The 4,212-nt window shown below is 42.9% G+C and carries 4 protein-coding genes; all 4 read right to left on the bottom strand.

From position 1 onward, the window contains the following. Positions 1-447 (bottom strand): aminotransferase class III-fold pyridoxal phosphate-dependent enzyme (locus tag WBM98_RS18040; protein WP_424367410.1); only part of this gene is annotated, 447 nt, incomplete at its 3' end. Between the two features lie 8 nt (positions 448-455). Beyond that, positions 456-2,159, bottom strand: a complete 1,704-nt coding sequence (locus tag WBM98_RS18035) for an OstA-like protein (protein WP_424367409.1) — start codon at positions 2,157-2,159, stop codon at positions 456-458. A 167-nt stretch (positions 2,160-2,326) separates the two neighbouring features. After that, a complete protein-coding gene (locus WBM98_RS18030; protein WP_424367408.1) occupies positions 2,327-3,772 on the bottom strand; it encodes a Gfo/Idh/MocA family protein in 1,446 nt (481 codons plus the stop codon). Positions 3,773-3,778: 6 nt separating this feature from the next. Beyond that, positions 3,779-4,212: 3-keto-disaccharide hydrolase (locus WBM98_RS18025; protein WP_424367407.1), on the bottom strand; the 434-nt coding region annotated here is incomplete at its 5' end.

The following is a 4,212-nucleotide window of genomic DNA, read 5'->3' as shown; positions in this document are numbered from 1 at the left end:
TTTTCGTTCTTCAAATCCCATGACACTTAAACTGCCCATCGTATTTCCATGATACGCCCTATGGGCAGCGATGATTTGGGTTCTCCCTGTTGAGCGTCTTGCCAATTTCAGGGCTCCCTCTATGGCTTCCGTACCTGAATTTACCAAATAGGTCGTTTCTAAGGTAGGTGGTAATAATGATGCCAAGAGTTTGGTATATGAAACGGCGGCTTCTTGAATGTATTCGCCGTAGACCATGACATGCATATACTTGTTCAACTGTTCTTTTATAGCCTTGATCACCTTGGGATGACAATGGCCCAGGCTACAGACAGAGACCCCAGCGACAAAGTCCAAATGGGCTTTGCCCATACGATCATAGATATAAGAACCTTTGGCATGGGATACCTGCATAGCCAATGGATGTGGCGAGGTTTGGGCCTGAAAATGTAGAAAGTCCTTTATCATAAATCGCACTATTTGGCTTTCTGTTGTCCTGCCTTGGTCTTGGGATCGGTGGCTTTATCGTTCGTTCTCTTGATATTGTTCACCGGATCGTTCTCATTAGAAGAGCGTTGTTCTTCTTCCGCATCGATATCGATTGGGTTTGAGATTCCTTGGATTACAGGGAGTACAAGATTGTTGTCATCATCGTCGAATATGGCATCTTTGGTGAGTAAACGCTCATCGCCCCGCCAAATGAACCCTTTTAGTTTTCTACTGTTTTCGGGTAATTCGGTTTCTGGAAAGATATCGCCATCGGGATTAGTGAAAAAGGTGAGGTCTTCGATATCATTGTTGGCCATGGTGATGCGTATCGCACTGCAGATGGTCTTATCAATCCCAATAAGTTCATCATCATCGTTGTACATGTAGTAAATGACCTCTGTATTTTTAATCAAATCTATGATTTTGAGTTGATTGTCCTTGAATTTGCCAAACAGGTCTATACCTTTCGCTTGGTTGTAGCCCTCCATGCTTACACTGTCCAATGAAATGATAAAGGCATTGTTCAATACCTTGAGCGAATCCATTTTTTCGGTCTTTAAATCGGATTTTAGATGAATACTATCCCCGGTCATTTGATTGGGACCATTCCACAAAATGGGATTGGTGATCAGTTGGGTAATCCCTGTCTTTTGGTCCGCATGTATGGAATCGCATTTTCCACTTAAATCAGTTTTAAAGAATTTGGCGTTTCTGAAGGCCCTAAGGACCCTATGGTCAGGTTTGCCGGTCACCATAAGGGTATCGCCATGCATATACAATGAATCTTGCTCCATCAAGGATATGGACACCGCGCGTTTTGTCGCAAAAACAGAATCCTTGGCTTTAAAGACTTCGGCATAATGTGCCTTTATCACTCCATTGTTTACCGTATCGATGACCTTGATGTTATTGGTTGCCGATGCGAACTCCCTAACCTTGTTGAAATATACACTATCGCCATTAATGATTCGATTGTTATAATCGATCCTGGTATTTTTAATGAAATACCCTGTTTCTACCTTGGTATCGTAAAAACCACGTTCACAATATATTTTATACGTTTTTCCCGTGATGGTTGAAGGGCCATAGAGATAGGCGTTCTTTGAGGTTTCATAATAGTCCAATTGCTCTGAATCCAGAATATAATCGGGGTTTTTCAAGTGGACACTATCCAAGAATTGCAGTTTTTTATTTTCCAGAAAATACCGGCCTACTTCGCTGGTCAAGGTATTCACAGAGTCTACTACGGTTCCGAAATCCTGATAATAGGCTTGCTGTTCTGTTCTGTTGAAACGCAAGGTGTCCGTCGTTAAGGTCATTTTGGAGTTACTGGTCAATACAACATTTTCCCAGGCCTTGGCCATATTTACATTGCCATCGTAGTTGATCTTACCACTGGTCATTTGAATGGAGTCCCCTTGTTGTAAGCGAATGTTTCCAATGGCCTTGAGTTTGTTTTCTTTCTGATAGTAAATGGCGATATCACAGAACAAATCGGCCCCTTCATGCTCAAATTGTATCTGCCTTTCGTCTTTGCTAAAGATCGAGGCTCCCGGATACTGGGTCTCATCCTTGGTGAAGTTGGCCCCATAAACAATATTGATTTGTTTTACTTCTTCCCGAGGGGCATCTTGGGAAAAGAGGGGTATTGAAACCAATACAGCAAGTATGTAACTAATTTTACCGAACAACGTAGCGAATTTTGACCAAAAATATGATTTTTTAAGGGAGTGCTGTAATGATTGGGATAGATTTAGGAAATGTTAAATCATCATCCCGGCAACGATTGGTTTACCTCCAATAAAAAAGCCACCTGAACATAGGATGTGCAGATGGCTCTATTCTTTTTAACCGACTGTTAGAATTCCCGATAAGGTCCATCCAAAAACTGGTTTGCCTCCTCCTCTGCGAATTTTGCGGTTTGGTTGTCCCAATGTAAGGTCTTATTTGGAAAACGACCGGCAATAACCCCCAACAGAATGGTTTCTGTTAAGCGCGATGCATAGGAAAAAGGAGCACTGCATTCCCCACGGCCCAAACAAGCTTCAACGAATTGGTGATAATGCTTAGGGCCTTCGGAATTATAATTACGTATGGGTTCACCCATATTATTTGCTTTCCCGACTGCGGCAATTTCGGCCGATATATCAACATATTTCCCATCGACTATTTTACTGGGTAATTGCATAAAATGGGGCAGTAATAAGCGACCTTTTTCGCCGATGAACATCGCTCCTTGTTCAGGTAATGATCCCGGACCTGTTGCCTTGGTTTCAAGCGACATTTTATCTTCCACTGTCTGATCTTTGTCCTTATTTTTTTTAGACATTTTTTCAGCAGCCCCCGGTAACTTCAAGTCTTCGTGCATAGCAGGAGCCCCAGGTCCGTCATACCAAACCCAGGTCAAGGTGTCCGCCGTATATTTTGTTGCGGGAAATTCATAAGTGACCGTATTGTTTACAGGAAAGCCAACTCCGTTGGGTTCCCGGCATTCGTTTCGTATGGTTCGGGGAACATCCAGTTCCAGGGCATTATAAGGGGTATCGAAAATATGTACGCCCATATCACCAAGGGTGCCACAGCCGAAATCGACTAATTTTCTCCAATTTCCAGGGTGGTAGACCTCTTTTTTGTAAGGTCTTTCAGCGGCAGTTCCCAACCATAGGTTCCAGTCCAAGGTCTCAGGAACCGGATCACTTCCTTGTGGAGCAGGCCCGTCATAGCCCCAATTTTTGGGAGACCAGGCACGTACCGTATGTACCTTGCCAATAATACCCGATTGTATTAAAAGGGTTGCCAATTTATAATCATAGAACGAATGCACTTGTATCCCCATTTGAGTGACCAGGTTTTTATCCGCAGCCAATTTTTTCATGGCCCTGGCTTCAGAAACATGATGGGTAAGCGGTTTTTGACAGTACACCGGTTTTCCCAAATCCATCGCCATAATCGAGGCTGGGGCATGGGTATGGTCGGGTGTCGAAACGATTACCGCATCGATTTCATTGGCCATTTCTTTAAGCATAACCCGATAATCGGAGAATACTTTTGCATTGGGGTGCATTTTCTTTGCGGCAGCGAGGTTATTACTATCCACATCGCATAAGGCAGTTACATCGACCAACGCATGTGAGGCTATTGCCTTGAGATCTTCAAACCCCATACCGCCAATTCCGATATGAGCTGTTCGCAATCGATTGTGAGGTCCCATCTTCCCGATAAAAGAAGGAGCCAATGCCAAGCCTAATAGGCCTAAACTACTTTTTTTTACAAAATCCCTACGATCTTTTTTATACGTACCCATATATTTTTATTTATTGTTTGCTAAATCCTTTATTACAATTTTTTTAAATCGAACTACATCCCCATGGCCAAGAAAACCAATATGCCCTCGGATCCGTTTCAATCCCGGATGATCTTTATGGTCCATAGTGCCATTTTTACTGGCCTCAAGGAAATCCCCATCAACAATGACACTTCCATTTAAGGTAATCTTAATTTTTGAACCCTTTACTTGTACTTGCTGTCGGTTCCATTCCCCAACTGGTTTTAAAAAACCACGTTTGGCAGGAATGATCCCATAGACAGAGCCATGATATTGATAGGGTTGAAGATTTGCATACTTTTCGGCCGTATTATCCAAGATCTGCAATTCCTTACCCACATAGGCCGCATCACCTTCCAAAGGGGCATGTATCCCCAAACCATTGTTGGCACCTGGGGTCAATTGAAATTCAAACCTCA

Source organism: Maribacter sp., assembly GCF_049667165.1.
Lineage (GTDB): Bacteria > Bacteroidota > Bacteroidia > Flavobacteriales > Flavobacteriaceae > Maribacter_A.
This window is presented reverse-complemented; position numbering and strand designations above follow the sequence as displayed.